The following is a 25,347-nucleotide window of genomic DNA, read 5'->3' on the forward strand; positions in this document are numbered from 1 at the left end:
ACCCGCGCGGGCCGGGAGCACCGGCCCTGCCGGGAGCCGCAGAAAACGGCGGTGGGCCGTCCCCTTCCGGGGGCGGCCCACCGCCGTTTCGTGTGCCGGGGGGCGTCAGGCCTGCTCGCCGCCGAGGTGGTGCACCCGGACCATGTTGGTGGTGCCGGGGACGCCGGGGGGCGAACCGGCGGTGATCAGCATGGTGTCGCCCTCGCTGTAGCGCTTGAGCTTGAGCAGTTCGGCGTCCACCAGGTCGACCATCGCGTCGGTGTTGTCGACGTGCGGTACGACGAAGGCGTCGACGCCCCAGCTCAGCGTGAGCTGGTTGCGGGTGGACGCCTCGGTGGTGAAGGCCAGGATGGGCTGGGCCGCGCGGTAGCGGGAGAGGCGGCGGGCGGTGTCACCGGACTTGGTGAAGGCGATCAGTGCCTTGCCGTCCAGGAAGTCCGCCATCTCGCACGCCGCGCGGGCCACCGAACCGCCCTGCGTACGCGGCTTCTTGCCGGGCACCAGCGGCTGCAGGCCCTTGGAGAGCAGTTCCTCCTCGGCCGCCTCGACGATCTTCGACATCGTCTTGACGGTCTCGATCGGATAGGCGCCGACGGACGACTCGGCGGAGAGCATCACCGCGTCGGCGCCGTCGAGGATGGCGTTGGCGACATCGGACGCCTCGGCGCGGGTCGGCCGGGAGTTGGTGATCATGGACTCCATCATCTGGGTCGCCACGATCACCGGCTTGGCGTTCCTGCGGCACAGCTCCACCAGGCGCTTCTGCACCATCGGGACCTTCTCCAGCGGGTACTCCACCGCCAGGTCACCACGGGCGACCATGACGGCGTCGAAGGCCATCACGACCTCCTGCATGTTGGCGACCGCCTGCGGCTTCTCGACCTTGGCGATGACCGGGACCCGGCGGCCCACCTCGTCCATGACGCGGTGCACGTCCTGGACGTCCTTGGCGTCCCGCACGAAGGACAGCGCGACCATGTCGCAGCCCATCCGCAGGGCGAACTTGAGGTCTTCGATGTCCTTCTCGGACAGCGCGGGGACGTTCACCGCGGCGCCGGGCAGGTTGATGCCCTTGTGGTCGGAGATGACCCCGCCCTCGATGACGATGGTGCGCACCCGCGGGCCGTCGACCTCGACGACCTGGAGGGCGACATTGCCGTCGTTGATCAGGACCGGGTCGCCCTTGGACACATCGCCGGGCAGGCCCTTGTAGGTCGTGCCGCAGATGGTCCGGTCGCCGGGTACGTCCTCGGTGGTGATGACGAACTCGTCGCCGCGCACCAGCTCCACCGGGCCGTCGGCGAAGGTCTCCAGACGGATCTTGGGGCCCTGCAGGTCGGCCAGCACGCCGACCGCGCGGCCGGTCTCCTCGGAGGCCTTGCGGAGGCGGTGGTACCGCTCCTCGTGCTCCGGCTGGGTCCCGTGGCTCATGTTGAAACGGGCCACATTCATGCCGGCCTCGATCAGCGTCTTCAGCTGGTCGAAGGAGTCGACGGCGGGGCCCAGGGTGCAGACGATTTTGGAACGGCGCATGGGCGGAATCCTATCGGTTTGTTTAGCGGCGGAATATTTCGGTAGGCGGAAACACCGAGACCTAGGCGCTGACCAGGGCATATGTCTGCTGGGCGATCTCCAGCTCCTCGTCCGTGGGTACCACGGCGACCGCAACCCGGGCGTACTCCGGCGAGATCAGCCGGGGCTCGTCGGACCGTACGGCGTTGAGCGTGGCGTCCACGGCCATCCCCATCTCCTCCAGACCGGCGACGGCGGCCTCGCGCACCGGGGCGGCGTTCTCCCCGACGCCCGCCGTGAACGCCACCGCGTCGACCCGGCCGAGCACCGCGCTGTAGGCGCCGATGTACTTCTTCAGCCGGTGGATGTAGATGTCGAAGGCGAGCGCGGCACGCTCGTCACCCTCGTCGATCCGGCGCCGGATCTCCCGCATGTCGTTGTCGCCGCACAGCCCGATCAGCCCGCTCTTCTTGTTGAGCAGCACGTCGACCTCGTCCTCCGACATCCCCGCCACCCGCTTGAGGTGGAAGGTGACCGCCGGGTCGATGTCGCCCGAGCGGGTGCCCATGACCAGGCCCTCCAGCGGGGTCAGCCCCATCGAGGTGTCCACGCAGCGGCCGCCGGCCACCGCCGAGGCGGAGGCGCCGTTGCCCAGGTGGAGCACGATGACATTGACCTCGGAGGGGTCCTTGCCCAGCAGCGCCGCGGTCTTGCGGGAGACATAGGCGTGCGAGGTGCCGTGGAAGCCGTAGCGGCGGATGCGGTGCGCGTCGGCGGTCGCCACGTCGAGGGCGTAGCGGGCCGCGTACTCCGGCATCGTGGTGTGGAAGGCGGTGTCGAAGACCGCGACCTGCGGCAGGTCGGGGCGCAGCGCGCGGGCGGTGCGGATGCCGGTGATGTTGGCCGGGTTGTGCAGCGGGGCGACCGGCACCAGCCGCTCGATCTCCTTCAGCACCGCGTCGTCGATCACGGTCGGCTCGGTGAACCGCAGCCCGCCGTGCACCACCCGGTGCCCGATCGCGGCCAGCTGCGGCGAGTCGAGGCCGAGGCCGTCGGCGGACAGCTCCGCGGCGACGGCCTTCAGCGCGGCCTCGTGGTCGGCGATCGGGCCTTCCGTCTCGCGCTTGTCGCCCCCGGCGGCCAGCGGGGTGTGGACCAGACGGGAGGTCTCCTCGCCGATCCGCTCGACCAGGCCGACGGCGAGCCGGCCCGCGGCACAGCCGCCGGCCGACTGCGGGCCGGCCATGTCGAGCAGCTGGTACTTCAATGACGAGGAGCCGGAATTGAGGACGAGGACGCGGGTGCCGGTGGCAGTCATGGAGCGCTTTCCGATGGGGGGCGGGGACGGGGGAGCGGCCGGGTCAGGCGGTGGCGCCGGCGCCGGGACGGGCGCCCTGGGCCTGGATGGCGGTGATGGCCACGGTGTTCACGATGTCCTGGACCAGGGCGCCGCGCGAGAGGTCGTTGACCGGCTTGCGCAGCCCCTGCAGGACCGGGCCGACGGCGACCGCACCGGCCGAGCGCTGCACGGCCTTGTAGGTGTTGTTGCCGGTGTTGAGGTCCGGGAAGATCAGCACGGTGGCCTTGCCGGCCACGTCGGAGTCGGGGAGCTTGGTCCGGGCGACCGCCGCGTCCACCGCCGCGTCGTACTGGATCGGGCCCTCGACCAGCAGGTCGGGGCGCAGCTCGCGGACGATCTCGGTGGCCTTGCGGACCTTGTCGACGTCCGCGCCGGAGCCGGAGGTGCCGGTGGAGTACGAGAGCATCGCGATCCGCGGCTCGACGCCGAACTGGGCGGCGGTGGCGGCCGACTGGATGGCGATGTCCGCCAGCTGTTCGGCGTCCGGGTCCGGGTTGACGGCGCAGTCGCCGTAGACCAGGACCCGGTCGGCCAGGCACATGAAGAACACCGAGGACACGATCTGGGCGCCCGGCTTCGTCTTGATGATCTCGAATGCCGGACGGATGGTGGCCGCGGTGGAGTGCACCGCGCCGGAGACCATCCCGTCGGCCAGGCCCTCCTGGACCATCAGGGTGCCGAAGTACGAGACGTCCGCGACCACGTCGAAGGCCAGCTCGATGCTGACGCCCTTGTGGGCGCGCAGCGCGGCATAACGCTCGGCGAACCGCTCGCGCAGCCCGGAGGTCTGCGGATCGATGATCTGGGCGCCCGACAGGTCGATGGCGAGATCGGCGGCGCGCTTGAGGATCGCCTCCTCCTCGCCCAGCAGGGTCAGATCGCAGACATCCCGGCGCAGCAGCACATCGGCGGCCCGCAGCACCCGCTCCTCGCTCCCCTCCGGGAGGACCACCCGGCGGCGGCCGGAGCGGGAGCGCTCGATCAGCTCGTGCTCGAACATCATCGGCGTGACGCGGCCGGAGCGGGCGACGGAGATGCGGTTCGTCAGCTCCACGGTGTCCACATGCCGCTCGAACAGGCCGAGCGCGGTCTCCGCCTTGCGCGGCGAGGCGGCGTTCAGCTTGCCCTCGATCGCGAACAGCTCGCCGGCGGTCGGGAAGGACCCGCCGGGCACGGAGATGACCGGGGTGCCGGGGGCGAGGCGGCCCGCCAGCGCCATGATGTCGGGGCCGGGCCGCTCGTCCAGGGTGAGCAGCACACCGGCGATCGGCGGGGCACCGGCGCTGTGCGCGGCGAGCGAGCCGATGACCAGGTCCGCCCGGTCTCCGGGGGTCACCACGAGCGCGCCGGGGGTCAGCGCCTTGAGGAAGGTCGGCAGCATGGCGCCGCCGAAGACGAAGTCCCTGGCGTCCCTGGCGAGGCCCGAGTCGTCGCCGAGCAGCACCTCGGCGCCCAGGGTGTGCACGATCTGGCCGACGGTCGGCGCGGAGAGCGAGCCGTCCTCGGGGAGCGCGTAGCAGGGCACGGGGAGCCGGGCGGCGAGCCGGTCGACGACCGCCTCGCGGTGCTCGGGGGCCACCCGGTTGACGACCACGGCCACGACGTCGCAGCCCAGCGAGTGGTAGGCGCCGTAAGCGTTGCGGGCCTCGGCGCGTACGGACTCCGCCTCCTGGCCCTGGCCGCCCACGACGGCCAGCACGGCGGCGCCGAATTCGTTGGCGAGCCGGGCGTTGAGGTTCAGCTCGGCCGGGAGGTTGGTGGCGGCGAAGTCCGAGCCGAGGACCAGGACGTACTCGTAGTCCCTGGCCACGGCGTGAAAGCGGTCGACGAGCCGGGAGACCAGTTCGTCGGTGCCGCGTTCGGCCTGGAGGGCGGAGGCCTCCTCGTAGCTGAGGCCGTAGACGGTGTCGGGGGACTGGGTGAGCCGGTAGCGGGACCGCAGCAGGTCGAACAATCGGTCGGGCCCGTCGCCGTGGGTCAGCGGGCGGAAGACCCCCACCCGGTCGACATGGCGGGTCAGCAGCTCCATGACCCCCAGCTCGACGACCTGGCGGCCGTCGCCGCGGTCGATACCGGTCACGTACACGCTCCGCGTCACGTGCGCTCTCCGATCCAATCGATGGCCACAAGGTCAAAATTAGTCGTTATTGTGGGCGTGCCCCTCTTGACAATACCTATGTGTGTAGATAGGTCGCTCTCCCAGTTTCCCTTGCGGAGTCCGTGCGAGGACAGTGGGGGTGAGGTCCGTGGAGGAGGAGGGCGGGCCGTCCCGTGAAACAATCGGACCGGCTCACACGAACCGACAGCGAGCACAGGAGACCCAGCACGATGCGTATCGGAGTCCTCACCGCAGGCGGCGACTGTCCTGGTCTGAACGCTGTGATCCGGTCTGTTGTCCACCGTGCCCTCACCGGGCACGGCGACGAGGTCATCGGCTTCGAGGACGGCTTCAAGGGGCTGCTCGAAGGCCGCTACCGCAAGCTCGACCTCGAGGCGGTCAGCGGCATCCTGGCCCGCGGTGGCACCATCCTCGGCTCGTCCCGGCTGGAGCGCAACCGGCTCCGGGAGGCCTGCGAGAAGTCCAAGGACCTCTCCAAGGACTACGGCATCGACGTCCTGGTCCCGATCGGCGGCGAGGGCACCCTCACCGCCGCCCGGATGCTGGCGGACGCCGGGATGCCGGTCGTCGGCGTCCCCAAGACCATCGACAACGACATCTCCTCCACCGACCGCACCTTCGGCTTCGACACCGCCGTCGGCGTCGCGACGGAGGCGATCGACCGCCTCAAGACCACCGCGGAGTCGCACCAGCGCGTCATGGTCGTCGAGGTGATGGGCCGGCACGCCGGCTGGATCGCGCTGGAGTCCGGGATGGCCGGCGGCGCCCACGGCATCTGCCTGCCGGAGCGCCCCTTCGATGTGAACGACCTGGTCAAGATGGTCGAGGAGCGCTTCGCCCGGGGCAAGAAGTTCGCGGTGGTCTGTGTCGCCGAGGGGGCCCACCCGGCCGAGGAGACCATGGACTACAAGAAGGGCGCGATCGACCAGTTCGGCCACGAGCGGTTCACCGGCATCGGCAACCACCTCGCCGTCGAACTGGAGAAGCGCCTCGGCAAGGAGGCCCGCCCGGTCATCCTCGGCCACGTCCAGCGCGGCGGCACCCCCACCGCGTACGACCGGGTGCTCGCCACCCGCTTCGGCTGGCACGCCGTCGAGGCCGCGCACCGCGGCGACTTCGGCCGGATGACCGCGCTGCGCGGCACCGACATCACGATGGTGCCGCTGCACGAGGCGGTCACCGAACTCAAGACGGTGCCCGAGTGGCGGATGGACGAGGCCGAGTCGGTCTTCTGAGCCCGCTGCGTCCCGCACACACCAACGGCGGCGCGCCTGTCCTCGGCTGAGGGCAGGCGCGCCGCCTGTGTGGGGGGTGGCGGTCAGGTGGTCACTCGGCGCCGATGGCCTGGAGCATGTTCAGCCGGGCCGCCCGGCGGGCCGGCCAGAGCGCGGCCAGCACCCCCACGGCCGCCGCGATCAGTACGAACAGCGCGAGCCGGCCCCAGGGCAGCATCAGCTCGTAGGTGGGCAGGCCCTCGCTGACCAGGGTGCCGACGGCCCAGGAGCAGAAGACACCCACCGCGATGCCCAGGCCCGCGCCGAACAGCGCGATGACCACCGACTCCAGCCGGACCATCTGCTTGATGCCGCTGCGGGCCAGGCCGATCGCCCGCAGCATCCCGATCTCGCGGGTCCGCTCGAAGACCGACATGGCGAGGGTGTTGACGACGCCCACCACCGCGATGAGGACGGCCATGCCCAGCAGCCCGTAGGAGATGTTGAGCACCATCTCGATGCTTGCGGCGTTCTCCTTGCGCAGGTCGTCGTGGTTCTGGACCTTCAGCAGCGGGCTGTCGCCGAGGGCGTGCCGGATCTGCTTCGCCAGTCCCTCCGACGGGCCGTCCTGGGCCTTCACCAGCAGGGACTCGACCATCGGCACGATCTGGTGCGGTGCCGCCAGCGAGGTGGCGCCCACCGAGTCGCCGAGCACCTGGTTGTCCGCGTAGATTCCGACGATCTTGAGCTTCGCCTTCTTCTTGTCGTAGAAGGTGGCGTCCAGGGTGTCGCCGGTCTGCCAGCCCTTCATCTTGGCCATCTTCTGGGAGACCGCGATGTCGTTGCCTCCGGCGCCCTTCAACGAACCGCTGATGAAGTCCAGTTGGATGACCTTGCCGATCGTGCGGAGGTCGGTGCCCATCAGGCCCATGGAGGAATCAGGGGTCGAGAAGCCCGTATTGCGCAGCGGAGCAGCCGCCTCGACGCCCGGGACGTCCGCCACCTTCTGCGACAGCTCGGGGTCCAGACCGGAGGAGGCCCCGACCTTGTAGTCGGCCTTCAGCCCCTGGGCCGTCATCTTGTCCATGGCCTGCCCGGCCGAGTTCCCGACGACCGTCATACCGGTGATCAGGGTGAGGCCGATCATCAGCGCCGAGGCGGTCGCCGCCGTACGGCGGGGGTTGCGCAGCGTGTTCTCCGTGGACAGCTTGCCGCTGATGCCGAAGAGCCGGGTGGTGACGACGCCCGCCAGCGAGACCAGCGGCCGGGACAGCAACGGCGCGAGGATGATGACGCCGGTCAGCGTCAGCATGCCGCCCACCATCGCGATCGGCAGATCGTCGGCCTTCTTCAGCGTGGAGACGTAGCACATGGTCGCGATGCCGAGGCCGGTGATGACCGCGCCGAGGGAGTTGCGGAGCACCAGGCTGCGCAGTGCCGGCGGTGCCTCGACGGTGTTGAGTGCCTCCACCGGGGCGATCTTCGCCGCCTTGCGGGACGGCAGCCAGGCGGCCAGTACGGTCACCACGACGCCCACACCCAGCGCGGAGAGCACCGCGGCCGGGCTGATGACGACCGGTCCGTCCGGGAAACCCGCGCCATTCGCTTCGAGCACCGCCCGCAGGCCCACGGCGAGGCCGATGCCCAGCGCGAAGCCGACGGCCGACGAGATCAGACCCAGCAGGGCCGCCTCCGCGAGGACCGAGCGCACGACCTGACGGCGGGAGGCACCGATCGCGCGCATCAGGGCGATCTCCCGGCTGCGCTGGGAGATCAGCATGGTGAAGGTGTTGGCGATGATGAAGACGCCGACGAACAGCGCGATCCCGGCGAAGGTCAGCAGCGTCTGGGACAGGGCCTTGTTCTGGCTGGCGACCATACGGGACTGCTCCGCGGCGAGATCGGTGCCGCTGGTCGCCGTGGCACGGTCCTTGGGCAGCACCTCGCTGACCTTGCCGGTCAGTGCCTCCTGATCGGCGCCGGGCGCGGCACCGATCACCAGCTCGTCGAACTGGCCGGGGTGCAGGAACAGCTTCTGCGCGGTGGCGGTGTCGAAGAGCGTCAGGCTGCCGCCCGCGGTGACCTGCGGGTCGTCGGTGGAGACGATGCCGACCAGCCGCTTCGTCAGCACCGGGCCGTCGGTGGCGAGCCGCACGGCGTCACCGATCTTGTGGCCGGACGCCTTCGCGGTCGCCTCGTCCAGCGCGATCTCGTCGTCGGCGGCCGGTCCGCGGCCCTGCAGCAGCGGGTAGCGGGGGTCGTGACCGTCCTTGTCCGGCTGGAAGTTGGTGGCGAGGTTCTGCCACTCGTGGCCGAGCGGCACATTGTCCGGGCCGGCGACGGTGGCCGTGCCGTTGACGTTGCGGCGTACGGACTGCACGCCGGGCAGTGCGTGGATTTTGTCCGCCAGCTTGTCGTCGACAAGGGTCGTCCGCTTGCGGTCCTTGCCGATGTCCGGGGAGCTGTCGCCGGCCTCGGCCTGGACGGAGACGGCCACCCCGTCGAGGTTCTTCTCGGACGCCTTCTTGACGGCCGAGCCGACGGTGTCGCTGAAGATCAGGGTGCCGGCGACGAAGGCGACGCCGAGCAGGACCGCGAGTGCGGTCATCATCAATCGGGCTTTGTGCGCAAGCACGTTGCGCAGGGCGGTTCGCAGCATGGTGGTGGTGTCAGTCCTGGTCCGGTGGCTCGGGGTGAGGGGCGGCGCGCCGGGGAGCGCGGGGGTGCGGTGTGCCGGGCGTCAGCTCGTACGGCCCTTGGAGTCGAACAGCCGCATCCGGTCCAGGACGGCGTCCGGGGTCGGCTCGTACAGCTCCTCGACGATCCGGCCGTCCGCGAGGAAGATCACCCGGTCCGCATAGCCCGCGGCGACCGGGTCATGGGTGACCATCACGACCGTCTGCTGCATCGCCTGCACCGACTCCCGCAGGAAGCCCAGCACTTCGGCGCCCGAGCGGGAGTCGAGGTTGCCGGTCGGCTCGTCCGCGAAGATGATCTCCGGCTGGGCGGCCAGCGCACGGGCGACCGCGACGCGCTGCTGCTGGCCGCCGGAGAGCTGGGCCGGCCGGTGCGCGAGCCGGCCGGACAGGCCGACGGTCTCGATCACGGCGTTGAGCCATTCCTTGTCGGGCTTGCGGCCCGCGATGTCCATCGGCAGGGTGATGTTCTCCAGCGCGCTCAGCGTCGGCAGCAGGTTGAACGCCTGGAAAATGAAGCCGATCTTGTCCCGGCGCAGCCGCGTCAGCTGCTTGTCGCCCAGCGAGGACAGCTCCACGTCGCCGATCCGGGCCGAGCCGGACGAGATCGCGTCCAGTCCGGCCATGCAGTGCATCAGCGTCGACTTGCCGGAGCCGGACGGACCCATGATCGCGGTGAATTTGGCCTTGCCGAATTCGACCGAGACGGAGTCCAGCGCGACCACACGGGTCTCCCCCTGGCCGTAGACCTTGCTCAGATCCGTGGCACGGGCGGCGACGGCACCGTCGGCGCGAGTGGGGGCGGGGGAACCGGGAAAACCCGGAAGGGCGGCCGGGTGGGACACGGGGAACTCCTGGAGAGGGACGGACGTTTCGATGTCCCCATTCTCGAATGCGCAGGTCGGCCCGCACCTCGGCCGCAAGGACCGAAAGCCGCACCGGCCGGAAGTCCCATCCGCGGGCCCGGCGTCATTCTCTGGACGGACACCCGTCCGACCTGGGGCCGACGGGGCGTCTCGGGGTAACCCTGACCTCTCGGTGTCATCGGGGCGTTCCGTCGGTACCGGGCGCCCGGCGAGGAGGGAAGACCTCAGGGTCGCGGCTCGCCGGCCCGGGCCCAGAATTCCGCCAGGATGCCGTCGAGGAACGCGCGTCCCGCCCGGCCGGATTCCCCGGCGCTGTCCGAGCCGCCCCAGTGGAGCGTAGCGGCCATGGTCGCCTGATACACGCCGTGCAAATCCTGCAGGACGGCCCGGAGCTGCTGCCGGGACAGCGGTACGACCTGGCCGACCGGCCGGACGTAGGCCTGCCAGCGGGTGGTGGTGGCGCTGGTCAGCAGCTCGGTCAACTGGCCGTCCCGGCCGGTGAAGCGGACCAGGGCGGGCAGTGGCAGGGCCAGCGCCTCGGCGAGCGCCGCGGCCTGCCGGTCGCTGCCGCGCCACGTCCCGTCGGCCTCCAGGCGCTCGTACGCGGCCCGGTCCATGCCGATCCGCAGTGCGAGGTCCGCCGGGGCGAGGCCGTGCGCCAGACGGTACTCGCGCAGGGTGCCCGGTGCGCCGAGCAGCTCGCCCGGCGCGCACCACAGGGCACCGGCCAGCGCGGTCAGTTCGGCCTCCGTGGGGGCGCTCTCGCCCCGTTCCCAGGAGGCCACCGCCGCCGGCGGAACCGGTATGCCGAAGGCGGCGCGGATTCCGTAGGCGACATGGGCGGGCGTCATCCCCAGCGCCTCGCGGAGCCGGCGGGCGGCCTCGGCGTCGAAAGGGGGTCTGCGGGGCTCCCCGTCTTGCGTATGCACCGGCACACGGTAGGTGACGGCCCGGCCGCGCACCTATCGTGCGGATGCCCAAGGACGAGGCTCGTAGGAAACCACCGGTCACGGTCGGTCAGTGGCCCGACCACCGGTAGCGCAACTCGGGGCGGCCGACGTGGCCGTACTGGGGGGCGCGGGCGGCCCGGCCGCTCTCCACCAGATGTTCGAGGTAACGGCGGGCGGTGATCCGGGAGATGCCCACATCGGCGGCGGCCTCGGTCGCCGTCAGCCCGCTTCCGGCGGCCCGCAGCACATCGGTCACCGCCCGCAGGGTGGCCGCGGTCAGCCCCTTGGGCAGTGCGGCCGGACGCGGTGCGCGCAGCGCCGCGATCGCCCGGTCCACCTCGTCCTGCCCGCTGGCCTCGCCGGTGGTGGCGCGGAACTCCGCATAGCGGGTGAGCCGGTCGCGCAGGGTGGCGAAGGTGAACGGCTTCAGCACGTACTGCACCACGCCGAGCGAGACGCCCTCGCGCACCATCGCCAGATCCCGGGCGGAGGTGACCGCGATGATGTCGGCGGTGTGGCCGGCCGCGCGCAGCGTCCGCACCAGCTGCAGCCCGTGGCCGTCCGGCAGATAGAGGTCGAGCAGCAGCAGATCGACGGGGTGCGCGTCGAGATGGCGGCGGGCGTCGGCGCCGGAGTGCACGGTGCCGGAGACCGTGAAGCCGGGCACCCGTGCCACGTACAGGGCGTGTGCGTCGGCGGCGACCGGATCGTCCTCGACGACGAGGACCCGGATGGCGGAGGGGGTCACCGGGCGCCTCCTCTCGCGCCGGGGCGGGCCGCGTTCCTCGCCCCGTTCATGCCGGCGCGCCCGTCCGCAGCGGCAGCCGTACGGTGAACCGCGCGCCGCCTTCGGATGCCCGGTCCAGGGTGACGGTGCCGCCGTTGCGGCGGACCGCCTGCTGGACCAGGGCCAGGCCCAGACCGCGGCCCCGGGCGGGCGCGGCCGTGCCCTGCTTGGTGCTCCAGCCCCGCCGGAAGATCTCCTCGGCGGCGTCCGCGGACACCCCGGGGCCGCTGTCGGCCACCCGCAACAACAGCTCGCCGCCGTCCGCCCGCGCGGTGACGCGCACCCGCGGCGGCCCGGCGGCGGTGTGCTCCGGGGTGGGGGCGGCGGCGTCCAGGGCGTTGTCGAGGAGGTTGCCCAGCACCGTCACCAGGTCGCGGGCCGGCAGGCCGGGCGGCAGCAGCCCGTCGTCGATCCGGCTGTCGGCGGTCAGGGTCAGTTCGACGCCCCGCTCGTTGGCCTGCGTGGCCTTGCCGAGCAGCAGCGCGGCGAGCACCGGTTCGGCGACCGCGCCGACGACCTGATCGGTCAGCGCCTGCGCCAGCTCCAGCTCCGCGGTCGCGAACTCCACGGCCTCCTCGGCGCGCCCCAGCTCGATCAGCGAGACCACCGCGTGCAGCCGGTTGGCGGCCTCGTGGGCCTGTGAGCGCAGCGCCTCGGTGAAGCCGCGCACCGAGTCCAACTCCCCGGACAGCGCCTGGAGTTCGGTGTGATCGCGCAGGGTGACCACGCTGCCGCGCCGCTCCCCGCCGGAGACCGGTGCTGAGTTGACCACCAGCACCCGCTCGGGGGTCAGCTGCAGCTCGTCGACGCGGGGGCCGGGTGCCAGCAGCGCCTCGGTCAGCGGCTCCGGCAGCCCCAGCTCCGTGACGTGGCGGCCCACCGCGTCGTCCGACAGCCCCAGCAGCTCCCGCCCGCCGTCATTGATCAGGGCGACCCGGCGCTGCCCGTCGAGCATCAGCAGCCCCTCGCGCACGGCGTGCAGCGCGGCCTGGTGGTACTCGTGCATCCGGCCGAGCTCCGCCGCGTTCATCCCGTGGGTGTGCCGGCGCAGCCGGGCATTGATCACATACGTCCCCAGACCGCCGAGCGCCAGCGCCCCCGCGGCCACCCCCACCAGCGCCAGGACCTGGTTGCGCAGCTGCTCACTGATCGTCTCGATGGTGATCCCGGAGCTGACCAGGGCCGTGATCCGGCCGCCGCGCTGTGGATCACGGACCGGTGCGACGACCCGTACGGAGGGTCCGAGCACCCCCATATGCGTCTCGGGGAAGACCCTGCCGTGCAGCGCCGGGCCGATGTGCCCCAGGTACTTCTTGCCGATCGCGGACGGCTCGGGGTGCGTCCAGCGGGTCCCGTCCGGGGCCATCACCACCACGAAGTCGACTCCGGAGTCGTGCCGCAGCCGCTCGCTGTACGGCTGGAGCGCGGCCGTCGGGTCCTTGGTGCGCGCGGCGGCCACCACCGCGGGGGAGTCGGCGACGGCGGTGGCGGCGGCCGTCGCCTGCCGCCGTGCGGTCTCCTCCGCCTGCCGTCCCGCGCTGAGGTACGCGAAGAGCACACAGCCCACGACGACCACCGCCACCAGCACCACCTGCATGGCGAAGAGCTGCCCGGCGAGGCTGCGCGGGCCGCGCAGGTGCCGGGACGGGCGGGGGCGGGGGAGTCGCATACAGAACAGTCTGCACGGTCACTTTCACAACAGTCCGTGCGGTCACTTTTACGTGAACGAAATGTACGTAAGGGTGACGGGCGCCACAGCGGCGTGCATAGTCGCCGGAACTTGTTGTGTGACAGAGCCGCAGATCAGCGCACAGCCGTAGACCGAGGAGACAGCCGTGGCTGCACAGACCCCGTTGTCCGGGGGCACCACCGAGGAGACCGCGCCGGCGAAGCGGGACCGGACCCACTTCCTCTACATCGCCGTGATCGGGGCGGTACTGCTCGGCATCATCGTGGGCTTCGCCGCCCCCGGTGTCGCCGTCCAGCTCAAGCCGCTCGGCACCGGGTTCGTGAACCTGATCAAGATGATGATCGCGCCGGTCGTCTTCTGCACCATCGTGCTGGGCGTCGGCTCGGTGCGGAAGGCCGCCAAGGTCGGCGCGGTCGGCGGACTGGCCCTCGGCTACTTCATGGTGATGTCCACCGTGGCGCTGGCCATCGGCCTGGTCGTCGGCAACCTGCTGGACCCCGGGTCCGGCCTCCATCTGACCGAGTCCGTCCGGCACGCGGGCCACGCCCAGGCCGGGGGCGGCGCGGAGTCGCTGTCCGACTTCCTGCTCGGCATGATCCCCACCACCCTGGTCTCCGCCTTCACCCAGGAGCAGGTCCTCCAGACGCTGCTGGTGGCGCTGCTGGTCGGCTTCGGCCTGCAGGCGCTGGGTGCGGCGGGTGAGCCGGTGCTGCGCGGGGTGGGGCACCTCCAGAAGCTGGTCTTCCGGGTGCTGTCCATGATCATGTGGGCGGCGCCGGTGGGTGCCTTCGGTGCCATCGCGGCGGTGGTCGGCGAGACCGGTGTGGACGCGCTGAAGTCCCTGGCCGTCATCATGATCGGCTTCTACACCACCTGTGTGCTGTTCGTGATCGTGGTGCTCGGCACGCTGCTCCGGCTGATCGCCAAGGTCAACGTCTTCCAGCTGCTGAAGTACCTCGGCCGGGAGTTCCTGCTGATCCTGTCCACCTCCTCCTCGGAGTCGGCGCTGCCCCGGCTGATCGCGAAGATGGAGCACCTGGGCGTCAGCAAGCCGGTGGTCGGCATCACCGTCCCCACCGGCTACAGCTTCAACCTCGACGGCACCGCCATCTACCTGACGATGTCCTCGCTGTTCGTGGCCGAGGCGATGGGCAAGCCGCTGCCGCTCGGGCAGCAGATCTCGCTGCTGGTGTTCATGGTCATCGCGTCGAAGGGCGCGGCGGGCGTCACCGGCGCGGGACTTGCGACCCTGGCCGGCGGCCTGCAGTCGCACCGCCCCGAACTGGTCGACGGCGTGGGCCTGATCGTCGGCATCGACCGCTTCATGAGCGAGGCGCGCGCCCTGACCAACTTCGCCGGCAACGCGGTGGCCACCATCCTGATCGGCACCTGGACCAAGGAGATCGACAACGCCCGGGTGGCGGAGGTGCTGGCCGGCCGGGCGCCGTTCGACGAGAAGACGATGACCGACGACGACTCCGCGGAGCCGGCCGCCCCCGGGGTCGTCGGGCCGCGGGACGGCGAGGCAACGAAGACGTCCGCCACGGTCTGATCCCGGGCCGCGGGACAGCCGGAGGGGCGGGTGCCGGAGGCGGCGCCCGCCCCTTCGCCGCGCTGCGGGGGCGGCGGGCGCCCGCCCCTCTGGGGCCGGTGGCCGTGCGGCGGTCAGGCCGGTCGCAGCCAGAGGGTGGCCAGTGGGGGCAGGACGGCGGAGACGGAGGCGGTGCGGCCGTTCCAGGGGGTCGGTCCGGTCGTGAGGGGGGCGGGGTTGGTGATGCCGCTGCCGCCGTAGCGCGCAGCGTCGGTGTTGAGCACTTCCCGCCAGGCGGGGACGTGGTCGGGGACGCCGAGCCGGTAGCCGTGGCGGACGACGGGCGAGAAGTTGCTGACCGAGATCAGCGGCGAGCCGTCGGCGGCGAAGCGCAGGAAGGAGAAGACATTGTCCTCGCGCGCGTCGCCGTCGATCCAGGAGAAGCCGGCCGGGTCCGTGTCGCGCTCCCACAGCGCGGGGGTGGCGGCGTAGCGGCGGTTCAGGTCGCGGACGAGATCGCGTACGCCCCGGTGGTCGGGCTCCGCCTCGTACGACGGGTCGAGCAGCCACCAGTCCGGTCCGTGGCTCTCCGCCCACTCCGCCCCCTGGGCGAACTCCTGCCCCATGAAGAGGAGTTGCTTGCCGGGATGGGCCCACATGAACCCGAGGTAGGCACGGTGGTCGGCCCGCTGCTGCCACCAGTCACCGGGCATCTTCGACACCAGGGCGCGCTTGCCGTGCACCACCTCGTCGTGGGAGATCGGCAGGACGTAGTTCTCGGAGTAGGCGTAGATCATCGAGAAGGTCATCTCGCCGTGGTGGTACTTGCGGTGCACCGGCTCCTTGGAGACATAGCCGAGGGAGTCGTGCATCCAGCCCATGTTCCACTTCAGCCCGAAGCCCAGACCGCCGAAGCCGCCGGGGCCGACGTGGTGGGTGGCGCGGGTGACGCCGTCCCAGGCCGTGGACTCCTCGGCGATGGTGACGACGCCGGGGCAGCGGCGGTAGACGGTCGCGTTCATCTCCTGGAGGAAGGCGACCGCATCGAGGTTTTCCCGGCCGCCGTGGACGTTCGGGGTCCAGGCGCCGTCCTCGCGCGAGTAGTCCAGGTAGAGCATCGAGGCGACGGCGTCCACCCGCAGGCCGTCGATATGGAACTCCTCGCACCAGTACACGGCGTTGGCGACCAGGAAGTTGCGGACCTCGGTGCGGCCGTAGTCGAACTCCAGGGTGCCCCAGTCCGGGTGCGCGGCCCGTGCCGGGTCCTGGGGCTCGTAGAGCGGACGGCCGTCGAACTCCGCCAGCGCCCAGTCGTCGCGCGGGAAGTGCGCCGGCACCCAGTCCATCAGCACGCCGATGCCGGCCCGGTGCAGTGCGTCGATCAGGAACCGGAAGTCGTCCGGGGTGCCCATCCTGGCGGTGGGCGCGTAGAACCCGGTCACCTGATAGCCCCACGAGCCGCCGAAGGGGTGCTCGCAGACCGGCATGAACTCGACGTGCGTGAAGCCCAGGTCCTTCACATAGGCCGGGAGCTGCACCGCGAGCTGCCGGTAGGTGAGGCCGGGGCGCCAGGAGGCCAGATGCACCTCGTAGACGGAGAACGGCGCCTCGTGCACGGGCCGTTCGCCGCGCCGGGCCATCCAGCCGGCGTCCGTCCAGCGGTAGTGCGAGGCCTCCACGACCGAGGCGTTGGCGGGCGGGCATTCGGTCCGCCGGGCCATCGGGTCGGCGCGCACGGTCCGCGAGCCGTCCGGCCGGGTGATCTCGAACTTGTAGAGCTCGCCCTCGCCGATGCCCGGCAGGAAGAGCTCCCAGACGCCCGAGGAGCCCAGCGAGCGCATCGGGTGGCCGGTGCCGTCCCAGTAGTTGAAGTCGCCGACGACCCGCACCCCCCGGGCATTGGGCGCCCAGACGGTGAAGCGGGTACCGGTGACCCCCTGGTGCTCCGTGATCCGGGCGCCGAGCGCCTGCCACAGCTGCTCGTGCCGGCCCTCGCCGAGCAGATGCAGGTCCAGCTCGCCGAGCGCGGGCAGGAAGCGGTAGGGGTCCTGCACCGTCAGGGCGTTGTCGCCGTAGTCGACCAGCAGCTCGTAGTCGGGGATGGTGCGCAGCGGCAGCACCCCGGCGAACAGCCCGTCGCCCTCGGCGGGGAGGTCGGCGCGCAGCCCCTTCGCCAGGACCGTGACGCGCCGGGCGCAGGGCTTGAGGACCCGGATGAGCAGTCCGCCGCGGGCGGGATGGGCGCCGAGCAGCCCGTGCGGGTCGTGATGGGCACCGTCCAGGAGCCGGCCGCGGTCCTCGTCGGACAGCGGCGCGGCGGGCCGGACCCCATGACTGCCGGCTGCCGACGGCGCCGCAGCGGACGGGCCCCCGGGCGCGGCCGCCCGGCCGGTCGGTGCCGTCTCCCGGGGAGCGGACGGCCGGGCGGGCGGGGCACCGGCCGCGGGGCCGGCGAAGGTGCCCCGCGCGGCCACCGGAGGGGCGACGGCCGGCGGCCGGGGCGTCGCCGCGCGGCCGGACCGCCCCGCCGCGCTGTCGTCGGCCGCGCCCGGAGCGGGCGTGGTGTCGGGGGTGGTGGGACGGGACGGCGGGCGGGCGGTCACGAGAGGCCTCCTCGGGGCGGTGCGGGGCGGTGCGGGGCGGTGTGGCGGTGCGTCGGTCGGATCTCGGGGGCGTACGGCGTACGGGCGTACGCGCGGCGGATCGGCGGTTCGTCGGCGGCCCCTCACCCCCGGCCGTGGTCGGACCCGGCGGCCCCGCCCGGCCGGCTGTCCGCCCCCAGGGCCGGCTCCCCGCCGGAGGCCAGCCGCCGGATGGCGGCCATCGGGACGGAGAGCCAGTCGGGCCGGTGCCGGGCCTCGTACAGCACCTCGTAAACGGCCTTGTCGGTCTCGTAAGCGCGCATCAGTTCGGGCGCGGAGCGCGGATCGAGCCCGCCGGCTTCCGCGTAGCCCCGGCAGTAGGCGTCGCGGGTGCGCCGGGCCCACTCCAGTGCCCAGGGGTCCCCGCCGGCCGGGCCGCTGCGCGCGGCATAGTCGAAGGACCGCAGCATGCCCGCGATGTCCCGCACCGCCGGCTGGAGACGGCGCCGCTCGGCCAGCGGGCGGGCCGGTTCGCCCTCGAAGTCGATCAGCGACCAGCGGCCCTCGTCGGCGGAGCGCAGCGTCTGGCCCAGGTGCAGATCGCCGTGGATGCGCTGGGCGGCCCAGCTGCGGCCGTCGTGGCCGGTCGCGGCGAGCGCGTCGAAGGCGGTGCGCAGCCGGGCGCGGTAGGGCTGCAGTACGGGCACGGCGCGGGCGGTGGCGTCCAGCCGCTCGTGCATCTGGGCGGCGATCACCTCCAGCTGCGGGCGGCGCAGCTCGGTGGTCGGCAGCGTCTGGGCGAGCGCGGTGTGCACCTCGGCGGTGGCATGGCCGAGCGCCCGCGCCGAGCCGGTGAAGTCGGCGCGGACGGCGAGTGCGTTCAGCGCCAGCTGCCAGCCGTCCGCCGAGCCCGGCAGGAACGGCTGCAGCACGCCCAGCGTCGTCGCCTCGCCGCCCTCCTCGGCGGCCGCCGACTCGTACCAGGCGGCGGGCGCGGGCACCCGCGCGCACTTGGCGTCCGCCAGCGCCCGCGGCAGCTCCAGATCGGGATTGACCCCCGGTTCGATCCGCCGGAAGACCTTCAGGATGAAGGAATCCCCGTAGACGATCGAGGAGTTGGACTGTTCGACGGCGATCGGCCGGCCCGGCAGCCCGGAGGGGATCTCGGCGCCGGGCTCCCGGCAGAAGCACAGCGCCCCGAGCCGGCCCGGCACCCGCAGCCGCTCCAGCAGCAGCCCGCACAGCCGGTTGTCGAGCAGCGCGTCGTAGACGGTGCGACCGTGCAGCGGGCCGCCGCCGGGACGGCCGATCACCGCGGGCGCCAGCTGCGGCGGCAGGGCCGGATGCACCCCGAGCAGGAGTTGGTAGCAGTCGCCGCCGATGGGCGTACGGCTCGGCGGCGCGCTCTGCTGGGCGCGGACGAGCAGGAGCAGCAGGCCGGGTGCGCCGGCGTCGGTGCACGGCAGCAGTTCGGTCGCCGAGAGCAGCGTGAAGCCGGTGATCAGCCGCCCCTTACCGGCGAACCAGCGCTGGCGCGGTACCCATTCGGCGAGCAGCGGGGCCAGTGAGGAGAGCAGATCGGGGGCGGCGGCGAGCGGGCGGTGATCAGGGGTGTTGCGGGTGGCACGGGTCGAGGCGGTGTCCGACATGGCGTCGCGTCCTTTCCCCGGGCACACGACATATAGGGCAAAGTGTCCCGGAATACGGCCTTGACTGTGCGGTGGCGCGGTGGGGGTACCCCCAGACGGAGGCTGCCGGTGAGGCACCCGGACGGGGGTCCGGAGGCGGGCACCGGGCGAGCTCGTCCCTGCGGCAGCGGCGATTTTGGCGTGCCCTGCTCCGCTGCGCGGCGGATTCCCTCCCGGGCCGGGGGGACCGGCGACGGTTCACCCGGCCTGTACGGGACAACCCTTAGGGAGGGTGCCCGGGCGAAAGGTCAAAAAACGCCCGTACGCGCCAGGCGGCCGCGTACGGGCGTCTTTCCGGCCCGTGCCCCGGTCAGGGCGCCGGAGACTGTCCGGAGTTCCTGCGCAGCCGGAACCAGTAGAACCCGTGGCCCGCGAGGGTCAGCAGGTACGGCAGCTCCCCGATGGCGGGGAAGCGGACGCCGCCGATGAGTTCCACCGGATGGCGGCCGCTGAACGACCGCAGGTCCAGCTCGGTGGGCTGGGCGAAGCGCGAGAAGTTGTGCACGCACAGCACCAGGTCGTCGTCCGCGCCGGCGGCGCCCGGCGCCTCCCGCAGGAAGGCCAGCACCGCCGGATTGGTGGAGGACAGCTCGGTGTAGCTGCCGAGCCCGAACGCGGGGTTCTGCTTCCGGATCTCGATCATCCGGCGGGTCCAGTGCAGCAGCGAGGACGGCGAACTCATCGCGGCCTCGACATTGGTGACCTGGTATCCGTAGACCGGATCCATGATCGTCGGCAGCGAGAGCCGGCCCGGGTCGCAGGAGGAGAACCCGGCGTTGCGGTCCGGCGTCCACTGCATCGGCGTCCGCACCGCGTCGCGGTCGCCGAGCCAGATGTTGTCGCCCATGCCGATCTCGTCGCCGTAATAGAGGATCGGCGAACCCGGCAGGGACAGCAGCAGGGCGGTGAAGAGCTCGATCTGATTGCGGTCGTTGTCGAGCAGCGGGGCCAGCCGCCGGCGGATACCGATATTGGCCCGCATCCGCGGGTCCTTGGCGTACTCCGCGTACATGTAGTCGCGCTCTTCGTCCGTGACCATTTCGAGGGTCAGCTCGTCGTGGTTGCGCAGGAAGATGCCCCACTGGCAGCCGGACGGAATCGCCGGGGTCTTGGCGAGGATTTCCGACACCGGATAGCGCGATTCGCGGCGCACCGCCATGAAGATGCGCGGCATGACCGGGAAGTGGAAGGCCATATGGCATTCGTCGCCGCCGACGCCGTAATCGCCGAAGTAGTCGACGACGTCCTCCGGCCATTGATTGGCCTCGGCCAGCAGCACGGTGTCCGGGTAATGGGCGTCGATCTCCGCGCGGACCCGCTTGAGGAAGGCGTGCGAGGCCGGCAGGTTCTCGCAGTTGGTGCCCTCCTCGGCGTAGAGGTAGGGCACCGCGTCCAGCCGGAAGCCGTCGATCCCCAGGTCGAGCCAGAAGCGCAGGGCGGAGATCATCTCCTCCTGGACCGCCGGGTTCTCGTAGTTGAGATCCGGCTGGTGGGAGAAGAAGCGGTGCCAGAAGTACTGCTTGCGGACCGGGTCGAAGGTCCAGTTGGAGGCCTCGGTGTCGACGAAGATGATGCGGGCGTCCGGGTACTGCTTGTCGTCGTCGGCCCACATGTAATAGTCGCCGTACGGGCCCTCCGGGTCGGTGCGCGACTCCTGGAACCACGGGTGCTGGTCGCTGGTGTGGTTCATCACCATGTCGATGATCACCCGCATGCCGCGGTGGTGCGCGGCGTCCACGAATTCCACGAAGTCGGCCAGATCGCCGAACTCGGGAAGCACCGCGGTGTAATCGGCGACATCGTAACCGCCGTCCCGCAGGGGGGATTTGAAGAAAGGCGGCAGCCAGAGGCAGTCCACCCCCAGCCACTGCAGATAGTCGAGCTTCGCCGTGATGCCTTTGAGGTCGCCGATGCCGTCGCCATTGCTGTCCTGGAAGGAACGCACCAGGACTTCGTAGAAGACGGCCCGTTTGAACCAGTCGGGATCGCGGTCCTTCGCCGGGGTGTCCTCGAACGTGTCGGGGACAGGCTCATTGACGATCAATTGGGTGACCCTCCGATCGGTGAGGACGGTCGCAGCGACAGCACATGGGCGGGCGCGAGAGAGCGGCCCGGCTCCAGGCGCACATAGTTGTCCCTGCCCCAGTGGTAGGTGTCGCCGGTGAGCTCGTCGCGCACCGGAAAGGACTCGTGCCGGCCGAGGCCGAGTTCCGGCATGTCCAACGACACCGTCGCCTCGTGGGTGTGGTGCGGGTCGAGGTTGACCACCGTGAGCACCGTGTCGGCCCGGTCGCCGTGCCCCTCGTGCTTGGAGAAGGCGAGGACGGCGTCGTTGTCGACGTGGTGGAAGTGCAGGTTGCGCAGCTGCTGCAGGGCAGGGTGCTGGCGGCGGATACGGTTGAGCGTGGTGATCAGGGGGGCGATGGTGTGCCCCGCTCTGGCCGCCGCATCCCACTCGCGCGGCCTCAGCTGGTACTTCTCCGAGTCGAGGTACTCCTCGCTGCCGCGGCGCAGCGGCGTCGCCTCGCACAGCTCGTATCCGGCGTAGACGCCCCAGGTGGGGGAGAGGGTGGCGGCCAGAACGGCGCGTACCTCGAAGGCGCTGCGGCCGCCCTCCTGGAGGTAGGCGTGCAGGATGTCCGGGGTGTTCACGAAGAAGTTGGGCCGCAGATAGCTCGCGCTCTCGCCGGACAGCTCGGTCAGGTACTCGGTCAGCTCCTGCTTGGTGTTGCGCCAGGTGAAGTACGTGTACGACTGGTGGAAGCCGATCCGGGCGAGGGTGTGCAGCATGGCGGGGCGGGTGAAGGCCTCGGCGAGGAAGAGCACGTCCGGGTCGGTGCGGTTGATCTCGCCGATCACCTTCTCCCAGAAGGCCACCGGTTTGGTGTGGGGGTTGTCCACCCGGAAGATCCGTACGCCCTTGGCCATCCAGAAGCGCAGCAGGCGTTCGGTCTCGCGGACCAGCCCGCGGAAATCGGCGTCGAAGGCGATCGGGTAGATGTCCTGGTACTTCTTCGGCGGGTTCTCGGCGTAGGCGACCGAGCCGTCGGCGCGGCGGTGGAACCACTGGGGGTGCAGGGTGACCCAGGGGTGGTCGGGCGAGCACTGCAGCGCGAAGTCCAGCGCCACCTCCATCCGCAGCTCGCGGGCGGTGCGGACGAAGTGGTCGAAGTCCTCGAAGGTGCCCAGGTCCGGGTGGAGGGCGTCATGGCCGCCGGCCGCCGAGCCGATGGCCCAGGGGGAGCCGACGTCGTCCGGGCCCGCCGACAGCGCATTGTTGGGGCCCTTGCGGAAGGAGGTGCCGATGGGGTGGACCGGCGGCAGATAGACGACATCGAAGCCCATGGCGGCGACGGCCGGCAGCCGCTCGGCGGCGGTGCGCAGGGTCCCGCTGACGGCGGTGCCGTCCGGGGCCACGGTGGCGCCCTCGGAGCGCGGGAAGAGCTCGTACCACGAGCCGTACAGGGCCCGCCGGCGCTCCACGACCAGCGGCATCGGGCGCGAGACGGTCAGCAGTTCGCGCAGCGGGTGGCGGTCCAGCGCCGCGGTGACCTGGGGGGAGAGCGCCGCGGCGAGCCGGGTCGCGGCGGGCAGCTCGGGGTTGCGCAGGGTGTCCACGGCGCTGAGCACCGACTCCCGGCCGTCGCTCTTGGGGACCTCCGAGGCGGCCCGCTCGTGGAGGTCGGCGCCCTCGGCGAGCACCAGCTCGGTGTCGATGCCCGCCGGGATCTTCACGGCGGCGTGCCGCCGCCAGGTGGTGACCGGATCGGACCAGGCCTCGACGGTGAACGACCAGCGGCCCTCGACGCCGGGGGTGACCTCGGCGCTCCACCGGTCGCTGCCGGGTGCCTGCTCCCGCATCGGGGTCCAGGGGCCGCAGCGGCCGGCTGGATTGCGCAGCACGACATTCGCCGCGACGGCGTCATGCCCTTCGCGGAAGACGGTGGCCGATACCTCGAAGGTCTCGCCCACCACCGCCTTCGCCGGGCGGCGGCCGCAATCGATCTGCGGGCGGATGTCCAGAACAGGAATGCGACCGATCATGGGCTCACCTGAGTTTGTGGCGCTTTGCTAGGTTTTGTCCTTTGTATCCGCTCCGCGGCGGGGGTGCCGGGTGCGCGCATGGGCGCTCCTGTCCGCTTTCACTCGGCTGGCGGATGACACGGCGGGGCGGGTCGGCGCTCCTCCGGCCTCCGGTCGGTGGTTCCCCCGGTGGACGCTGTGCGGGTGGGTGGTGCGGGTGAGCACGGTGTGCCCGGTGCGCCGTCCCCGTGGGCGGCGGCCGGGCTGCCGCCGGGCGGTCCGGCGGAGGGCGCCCCACGGGGAGGTGGCCACGGGCCCGCCGTGCGGCGGCAAACACCCTGCCGCCCCCTCGCGTAAGGCTGCGGCGCTGCGCTGACACGGTCGGCGTTCGCCTCCTCAACTCGGTCTGATCACAGCGGAGTTGCGGTGTGCGGATGTCCGGTGCCGCGCCGGTTTCCCTCGGCGCCCACACCGCAGCCTCCCCCCAGGAGGTAGTCCGTACAAGAGCGCATGAGGGGGTGAAATCGGCCATATCACGGGACGCGGCGGTAGGAGCTGCCCCGCAGGGAGCGGCCCAAACGCTCCCCGGACGCGCGAAAGCGGTGCCCGGAGACGTTCTCTCCGGACACCGCTCGCTGCGGGGTGGTCTCACCCCGAAAGGATCAGTGCGTGTGCACGCGGGGTGTTACTTGACGGCGACGCCGTCCCACGCGGCCTCGACACCCTTGACCTCGGGGCTGCCGGCCTTGTACAGGTCGGTGGCCGCCTTGACGGTCGCCTCACGGGCCGCCTTGTAGTCGGTGTTCGAGGTCATGTACTCGGTCAGGGCCTTGAACCAGATCTTCTCGGCCTTGTCCCGGCCGATGCCCTCGACCTTCTTGTCGTCCTTCGTGGGGCTGTCGTACTTGACGCCACCGATCTCCTTCGGGCCGCTGCCCTCGGACAGCAGGTAGAAGAAGTGGTTGGCCACGCCCGAGGAGTAGTGCGGGTCGAGACCACCGGTGCTGGAGTCCCAGAAGTCCTTCGACTGACCGTCCTTGGACGGCTTGTCCATGTAGCGCAGCGGCTTGCCGTCACCGTTGATGTTGATCTTCTCGCCGATGAGGTAGTCGCCCGGGTCCTTGTCGTTCTTGGCGTAGAACTCGACCGACGTGCCGAAGATGTCCGAGGTGCCCTCGTTCAGGCCGCCGGACTCACCGCTGTAGGTGAGGTTGGCGGTGGCGGCGGTGACACCGTGCGACATCTCGTGCGCCGCGACGTCGAGAGCGGTCAGCGGGGCCTTGTCGCCCTCACCGTCGCCGTACGACATGCAGAAGCAGTCGTCGTCCCAGAAGGCGTTGACGTAGTTCTTGCCGTAGTGGACGCGCGAGGTGGCACCCTTGCCGTCGCCCTTGATGCCGTTGCGGCCCTGGACCTTCTTGTAGTAGTCCCAGGTCTCGGCGGCACCGTAGTGGGCGTCGACGGCCGCGGTCTGCGGGTCGTCCGGCTTGCCGGTGCCCCACTTGTCGTCCTCGTCCGTGAAGGCCTTGCCCTCGCCGGACTCGCTGTTGCCGAGGTTGAGGGTCTTGTGACCACCGCGGTCGGCGTCGGTCAGCGTGAAGCCGCTGCCCTCCTTGGAGGTGCCCAGGTCGACGGAGCCGCTGAACTCGCTCTCGCCCTTGCCGGTGCGGATGTCGTCGTACTGGAAGATCTTCTTGCCGCTGTTGGCGTCGGTGATGATGTGCATCCGGCTGGGGGTGCCGTCCTTCTTGACGCCCTTGACGACGGTGTCGTAGGCGAGGACGGGGTTGCCGGAGGCGGCCCAGACGACCTTCTTGGGCGTCTGCGCGTCGGCCTTCTTGCCGCTGAGCGACTTCACCGCGGTGCCCTGCGCCGACTGCGCGGCGGCGGTCGGGGCTATCTTCGCCGTGATGGAGGCCACCTTGACCGACTTCTTGGTCGACTTGGTGGTGCTCTTGATCGCGCCGCCCTTGGCGGTGTGCACGACCATGTCGCCGCCGAGGACCGGAAGGCCGGCGTAGGTGCGGTCGTAGCGGGTGTGCGTGGTGCCGTCGGCGTCCTTGATGACGTCCTTGACGACCAGCTTCTCCTGCGAGCCCAGGCCGAGTTCCTTGGCGGTCTGCGCCTTGGTGGCGCTCGCGTCACGCAGCAGTTCCGCGCGGTGCGAGGCGCTCAGCTTGAGCGGCGAACCGTCCGCGGTGGGGGCCTGGACGGTGGAGGCACCGGCGGTGCCCGCGGTGATGCCGGCGGCCACGAGGGCCGCCGCCGCGAGGGAGATACCGGCGATGCGGGTCTTACGGGACATGTGGGGGGTCACGCGTGCTCCTTC

Annotated in this window: 15 protein-coding genes; 2 read left to right on the forward strand and 13 right to left on the reverse strand. The window is 71.3% G+C overall.

All coding sequences use genetic code 11. The features are described 5' to 3' along the window. Nucleotides 1-105: 105 nt before the first annotated feature. From pyk to pta, 3 genes are all read right to left on the reverse strand, one after another. Nucleotides 106-1,533 carry a pyruvate kinase gene (pyk, locus tag ABZ851_RS11220; RefSeq protein ID WP_336054829.1) on the reverse strand — a complete coding sequence of 476 codons (1,428 nt, stop codon included), beginning with the start codon at nucleotides 1,531-1,533 and terminating at the stop codon, nucleotides 106-108. Nucleotides 1,534-1,594: 61 nt separating this feature from the next. Beyond that, complete coding sequence (locus ABZ851_RS11225) at nucleotides 1,595-2,830, reverse strand: acetate kinase (RefSeq protein ID WP_361124836.1); 1,236 nt, start codon at nucleotides 2,828-2,830, stop codon at nucleotides 1,595-1,597. A gap of 43 nt (nucleotides 2,831-2,873) precedes the next feature. Next, complete coding sequence (gene pta, locus ABZ851_RS11230; RefSeq protein ID WP_361124838.1) at nucleotides 2,874-4,970, reverse strand: phosphate acetyltransferase; 2,097 nt, start codon at nucleotides 4,968-4,970, stop codon at nucleotides 2,874-2,876. 230 nt (nucleotides 4,971-5,200) lie between these two features. On the opposite strand from pta, the gene ABZ851_RS11235 reads away from it, so the two are divergent. Continuing rightward, nucleotides 5,201-6,226, forward strand: coding sequence for an ATP-dependent 6-phosphofructokinase (locus tag ABZ851_RS11235; protein WP_361124840.1), 1,026 nt, complete (start codon nucleotides 5,201-5,203; stop codon nucleotides 6,224-6,226). Between the two features lie 91 nt (nucleotides 6,227-6,317). On the opposite strand, the gene ABZ851_RS11240 is transcribed toward ABZ851_RS11235, so the two are convergent. The 5 genes from ABZ851_RS11240 to ABZ851_RS11260 all read right to left on the reverse strand — a co-directional run bounded on the left by ABZ851_RS11240 (nucleotide 6,318) and on the right by ABZ851_RS11260 (nucleotide 13,173). Further along, on the reverse strand, nucleotides 6,318-8,864 hold the full coding sequence (locus ABZ851_RS11240) for an ABC transporter permease (RefSeq protein ID WP_361124842.1): 2,547 nt from the start codon (nucleotides 8,862-8,864) through the stop codon (nucleotides 6,318-6,320). 81 nt (nucleotides 8,865-8,945) lie between these two features. Then, nucleotides 8,946-9,746: an ABC transporter ATP-binding protein gene (locus tag ABZ851_RS11245; RefSeq protein ID WP_361124844.1), complete on the reverse strand. Its 801-nt coding sequence runs from the start codon at nucleotides 9,744-9,746 to the stop codon at nucleotides 8,946-8,948. A gap of 245 nt (nucleotides 9,747-9,991) precedes the next feature. After that, nucleotides 9,992-10,702, reverse strand: a complete 711-nt coding sequence (locus ABZ851_RS11250; protein WP_361124846.1) for a helix-turn-helix transcriptional regulator — start codon at nucleotides 10,700-10,702, stop codon at nucleotides 9,992-9,994. Between the two features lie 82 nt (nucleotides 10,703-10,784). Next, a complete protein-coding gene (locus ABZ851_RS11255) occupies nucleotides 10,785-11,465 on the reverse strand; it encodes a response regulator (RefSeq protein ID WP_361124848.1) in 681 nt (226 codons plus the stop codon). 46 nt (nucleotides 11,466-11,511) lie between these two features. Then, on the reverse strand, nucleotides 11,512-13,173 hold the full coding sequence (locus ABZ851_RS11260) for a sensor histidine kinase (protein ID WP_361124850.1): 1,662 nt from the start codon (nucleotides 13,171-13,173) through the stop codon (nucleotides 11,512-11,514). A gap of 166 nt (nucleotides 13,174-13,339) precedes the next feature. Here ABZ851_RS11260 and ABZ851_RS11265 point away from each other — a divergent pair, with 166 nt between their 5' ends. Beyond that, on the forward strand, nucleotides 13,340-14,746 hold the full coding sequence (locus ABZ851_RS11265; RefSeq protein WP_361124852.1) for a cation:dicarboxylase symporter family transporter: 1,407 nt from the start codon (nucleotides 13,340-13,342) through the stop codon (nucleotides 14,744-14,746). A gap of 113 nt (nucleotides 14,747-14,859) precedes the next feature. On the opposite strand, the gene glgB is transcribed toward ABZ851_RS11265, so the two are convergent. The 5 genes from glgB to ABZ851_RS11290 all read right to left on the reverse strand — a co-directional run bounded on the left by glgB (nucleotide 14,860) and on the right by ABZ851_RS11290 (nucleotide 25,335). Continuing rightward, nucleotides 14,860-17,328 (reverse strand): 1,4-alpha-glucan branching enzyme, encoded by a 2,469-nt coding sequence (gene glgB, locus ABZ851_RS11270; RefSeq protein ID WP_361124854.1) that lies wholly within the window; start codon nucleotides 17,326-17,328, stop codon nucleotides 14,860-14,862. A gap of 122 nt (nucleotides 17,329-17,450) precedes the next feature. Beyond that, the gene (locus tag ABZ851_RS11275; RefSeq protein ID WP_361124856.1) at nucleotides 17,451-18,956 is read right to left on the reverse strand and encodes a maltokinase; all 1,506 of its coding nucleotides are present in this window, start codon (nucleotides 18,954-18,956) and stop codon (nucleotides 17,451-17,453) included. Nucleotides 18,957-19,305: 349 nt separating this feature from the next. Beyond that, entirely contained in the window at nucleotides 19,306-21,039 is a 1,734-nt protein-coding gene (gene treS, locus ABZ851_RS11280; RefSeq protein WP_361124858.1) for a maltose alpha-D-glucosyltransferase, read from the reverse strand. After that, nucleotides 21,036-23,039, reverse strand: a complete 2,004-nt coding sequence (locus tag ABZ851_RS11285) for an alpha-1,4-glucan--maltose-1-phosphate maltosyltransferase (protein WP_361124860.1) — start codon at nucleotides 23,037-23,039, stop codon at nucleotides 21,036-21,038. Before ABZ851_RS11285 ends, treS begins: the two co-directional genes overlap by 4 nt. 664 nt (nucleotides 23,040-23,703) lie before the next feature. Next, complete coding sequence (locus tag ABZ851_RS11290; RefSeq protein ID WP_361124862.1) at nucleotides 23,704-25,335, reverse strand: M4 family metallopeptidase; 1,632 nt, start codon at nucleotides 25,333-25,335, stop codon at nucleotides 23,704-23,706. Nucleotides 25,336-25,347 lie beyond the last annotated feature (12 nt).

The sequence above is a fragment of the Streptomyces sp. NPDC047049 genome, from assembly GCF_040643995.1.
GTDB lineage: Bacteria > Actinomycetota > Actinomycetes > Streptomycetales > Streptomycetaceae > Streptomyces > Streptomyces mooreae.